This is a genomic window from Candidatus Polarisedimenticolaceae bacterium, assembly GCA_036376135.1.
Lineage (GTDB): Bacteria > Acidobacteriota > Polarisedimenticolia > Polarisedimenticolales > DASRJG01 > DASVAW01.
On record DASVAW010000103.1, the window covers coordinates 1 to 4,140 of the forward strand.

At 69.7% G+C, this 4,140-nt stretch carries 3 protein-coding genes and 1 tRNA gene; 2 read left to right on the forward strand and 2 right to left on the reverse strand.

The features are described 5' to 3' along the window. Window positions 1-1,263: hypothetical protein (locus tag VF139_10485; protein HEX6851818.1), on the reverse strand; the 1,263-nt coding region annotated here is incomplete at its 3' end. 619 nt (window positions 1,264-1,882) lie between these two features. Between VF139_10485 and VF139_10490 the strand changes: the two genes are divergently transcribed. Both VF139_10490 and VF139_10495 read left to right on the forward strand, forming a co-directional pair. After that, window positions 1,883-1,957 (forward strand) — tRNA-Asn (locus VF139_10490). A gap of 50 nt (window positions 1,958-2,007) precedes the next feature. Further along, window positions 2,008-2,472: a CoA-binding protein gene (locus VF139_10495; protein ID HEX6851819.1), complete on the forward strand. Its 465-nt coding sequence runs from the start codon at window positions 2,008-2,010 to the stop codon at window positions 2,470-2,472. Between the two features lie 8 nt (window positions 2,473-2,480). Here VF139_10495 and VF139_10500 read toward each other — a convergent pair. Beyond that, window positions 2,481-4,140: sialidase family protein (locus tag VF139_10500; protein ID HEX6851820.1), on the reverse strand; the 1,660-nt coding region annotated here is incomplete at its 5' end.

The following is a 4,140-nucleotide window of genomic DNA, read 5'->3' on the forward strand; positions in this document are numbered from 1 at the left end:
TTCCGCAGCGTCGGGATGATCGGCGAGGTAGCGACGGACCCTCGCGATTTGCCGCTGGTAGTGGAGCTGCTCCTCGATGTCCCGCGCCCCCGTCCAGTCGATGGCCCACTGGGACTTGCGGGCTTCCTTGCGGTCCTTCTCGAACGTCGGGAGCGCGCCGGCGAGCAGGCGCACCTTCCGCACGTCGGCCGGCAGCCCCCAGTACTGCGTTCCCTCCGGAGCGTCCTGGTCCTTCGCGAGGAACGCCTCCGCCGTCGCCAGCGCGCGTGCGGCGTCGCGGGGTGTCCCCTCCCAGAGGCAATACGCCAGGAACCCCTGGGCGTCCTCGCCGCGTGGGTCCTTGTCCGCCGTCGCCGCGAGGGGCTCGAGGATCGGGATCGCCGCGGCGCAGTCGGGGACGTACGGCTCGATCCGTCCGGGCTCCCATCCCGTTTCCGGAAGCACGCCGCGCAGGATCGCGACCGCCTTGTGCAGCTCGGCCTCCGAGCGGTACCTGCCGGCGGGGAACTCCGCGACGAGCCGGTCGGCGGCGTCCTCGATCGCCTTGGCGTCCGCGGGGGTCCAGAAGTCCAGCCAGGGTGCCGCGACCGCGATGCGAAGCCGGATCTCCTTCAGACGGGCCTCCTCGCGTTCCGCAGCGTCGGGATGATCGGCGAGGTAGCGACGGACCCTCGCGATTTGCCGCTGGTAGTGGAGCTGCTCCTCGATGTCCCGCGCTCCCGTCCAGTCGATCGCCCACTGGGCCTTGCGCGCCGCCTTCCGGTCCTCCTCGAACGTCGCCTCCACCTTCGCCCAGGTCGCGAAGCTCGGCGCCGTGTCGAGGGGCATCTCCCGCTTCGCGTCGCGGATCTTCTGCATGTGGGAGCGGTAGTTCCCGTCGATCCGCTCGAGGAGCGCGCTCCAACGCGGGTCCGGCCGCAGCGGCCCGAACGCCTCCTCCCGCTCCACGGCCCACCTGTAGCGAAGCCCCGCGTCGACGGCCGCCTCGAGCGCGCTCCACGCCTCGTCGTACCGCCCCACCTTCGCCAGCGCCTCGGCCTGGCCCCGCGCGAAGTCGTAGGCGTCGGGCCGGCGTTGGCGCAACTCGCCGAAGCGCTCGACGGCGGACTCGAATTCTCCCTTCTCCAGGTCGCGGTGGGCTCGGAAGTACTCCTGTCGCGTGCGACCTTCCGAGGTCATCGTCTCGCGCGCCAGGTAACGCAGGCTCGCGCACCCGCTCGTCAGGACCGTGGCCGTCAGCACCAGGACGATTCGTCGTCGCATGGGCAACCCCCGAGGATTGCCCGGACGTTACCACGGCCCTTCCCGGCCGCATTTGACGTTTGACGCCCTCGAGGCGGATCGGGACGACCTCGCGGACGGGCTCGTTCCCGTCCGCCTCGAGGGTGAGTTGGATCGCCGTCGCCCGGGGACCTCATCCCCTTTCGCGACGGGAGAGGAGACTCGGGACCCCGGGCTTGGCACGGCCCGGCGACTCACCTCCTTCCGCGAGGCGTGCGGCCGGCGCGGCCGGTGCACGCCATCACCGGCCGGGTGGGGTGCTCCTCGACGACGAGGACGCCGCGGCCCCGTGAGGCGGGCCGGTCGAGGAGCACCTGGGCGTGGACCGGGAACTTCGGGAGGGATGCCGCGACGCGAAACGTCGAGCGAGACTGGAACGGAAGCGAGTCGGAACCAGGTCCAGAACGGTGTCGCGCATCGTCGCCTCCCGATCGGACCAACCGAGCCCACTCGGGCTCTCCGCGGAACGGCGGACTTGCCTCGTCCGGACGAAATCACCGTACGCCCGAAGGAGCAGGTCGTCAACCCACCCGCGACCCGTTGGGGCTTGTCATGATTCCGGGCCCGACGTACGTTGCGGATGCCGTCGCGAAACGCGTGTTGAGGTGTGAGGTAACTGGCAACCTACCGGACTGTTAATCCGGCTATGGTGGTTCGAATCCACCCGCCTCAGCCAGCTTCGCAGTGTTTCGCGAGAGCGCGATCCTTCCGACACAAGGAGGCGCCATGGCGCACGCGACGGAGCTCATCCACGAGTTTCTCCGCGGCCGGCGGATCGCGGTGGCCGGTGTTTCGCGCGGCAAGGAGAGCGCCGCCAATCCCGTGTTCCGCAAGTTGCGCGACACCGGATACGAGGTCTTCCCGGTCAACCCGAACGCCACGGAGGTCGAAGGCGTCCGGTGCTTTCCCGACCTCGCGAGCGTACCCGGGGATCTCGACGGCGTCGTGATCGCGACGCACCCCGACGTCTCGCTCGAGATCGTGCGTCAGGCCGCCGACCGGAAGGTCCGGCGCGTCTGGTTCCATCGGTCGTTCGGCAGCGGGAGCGTGTCGGAGCCCGCCGTGGCCGCGTGCCGGTCGCAGGGGATCGCGTGCATCGTCGGCGGATGTCCGCTGATGTACCGCGAGCCGGTGGACCTCGCGCACCGGTGCATGCGGTGGTGGCTGCAGTGGCGGGGGCGGATCGCCTAGGAGTCCTCCTACGGACAACTCGCGATCGTGCCGTCCAACGCATCCCTCACGTTCGGCCTCGCCGGCGACCCGTCGCCGTACGTCCCCACTCCGTTCGGCCCCGTCGCGCGCACGAGATACCAGTAGGCATCGCTCTCCGGCGGGACGCGCACGTCGACGAACGGGGGTTGCGGCCAGTCGTTCGACGCGCACGACGCGCGGGTGAAGCCGGCGTCGGCGATCAGCTCGGACAACAACCCGCTCGCGACGTCGTACTCGAGGTCGGCCCCGAATCTCGCGTCCTGCGCCACGAAGTCGAGATCGTCCTTCGAGGTCCACGCGAGGCCGTCCACCTCGTCGTAACGGAACGTGTTCGGGAACCGATCGCTGTAGGCGTCGGTCTCCCCCGTCCCCGCGCGAAGGTCCGGCCACAACGCGTGGAGGGTCGTCGCGGTCGCGGTGAGCCCGGTGTAGTCGCCGATGAACCCGTTCAGCGCGCCGTTGCTGGACGCGTCCGAGACGAGGAAGTTCGAGTCGAAGCTCTGGCCGCCGTCGCGCGAGACCGCCCCCCACACCTCGTACGGCCGGCCCCCGGGGGAACGGCGTCGGTCGAGGAAGGTCACGATCACGCGACCGTTCGGATCGACCGAGAGCCACGGGAAGAACTGGTCGGCGCCGTTGGCGAGTGCGTCGTCGTTCACGCGCACGGGAGCGCTCCACGTCGTGCCGCCGTTCGTCGAGCGGACCAGCAGGATGTCCGGATCGCCGTTCCGGTTGTCCGACCAGGCGATGTAGATGTTGTTCTGGTGCGGCCCCGTCGTGCGGTCGACGTCCATCGTCGGGAAGGAATTGCGACGGAACACCGGATCGTTGGCGATGGGGACGACGCTCGACGGGAAGCTGTCCCCGCCGAAGGTCTGGGCGCCGTCGGTGGAGCGGTCGAATCCGACGCGGTTCGCATCCGCCCAGGCGACGTAGACCGTCCCGCCGCGCGAGCTCGCGATCACCGAGCCCTGGACGTTGCTCCCGTCCGAGACGCGCACGTTCGCCGACCACGTCGAGCCGCCGTTCGACGAGTATTTGAGGAGGATCGGCGACTGCGAGAAGCCGAAATCGGTCCAGCTCACGTAGGCGCGATTGGCGTTGGGGCTCGACGGGGAGGGGTCGCACCAGACCCACTCCTTGTCGGCGAAGGGGAACCCGTTCTGGCGATTGAGGATCGTGGCGGGGTTGGACCACGTCTGCCCGCCGTCGGTCGTGCGGTACGAGAACAGGCCGTGCGGCTGGTAGGCGCCGGTGAACGAGAGGCAGACGTAGATCGCCGAACCGTCGGCGCAATGCGCGACCGTCGGGTCGCCCTGGTACGGGAAGGTGCTCTCGGGAAGGACACCGTCGGTCCACGTGAGGCCGCCGTCCTGGCTCGCGTACCAGCCGCACTTGACATTTCCGGTGCGGTAGTCGTTCCCGCCCCCGATCAGGTTCAACGGGTTCGTGGGGCTCGACGAGAGGTCGAACTCGTTCTGGTCGTACCCGGAGGCGTCCTGGTTCACGCGGACGTTCGATGCGGCGGTCACGATCGTGGGCTGGGAGGCGGGCTCGCGCCTCACGCCGATCCAGTTCTCCTTCGGCGGGATCGCCCCCTCGAGGTCGGACGGGAGGCCCCGGTGCGCGAGGGCGAGGGCGCGGAGC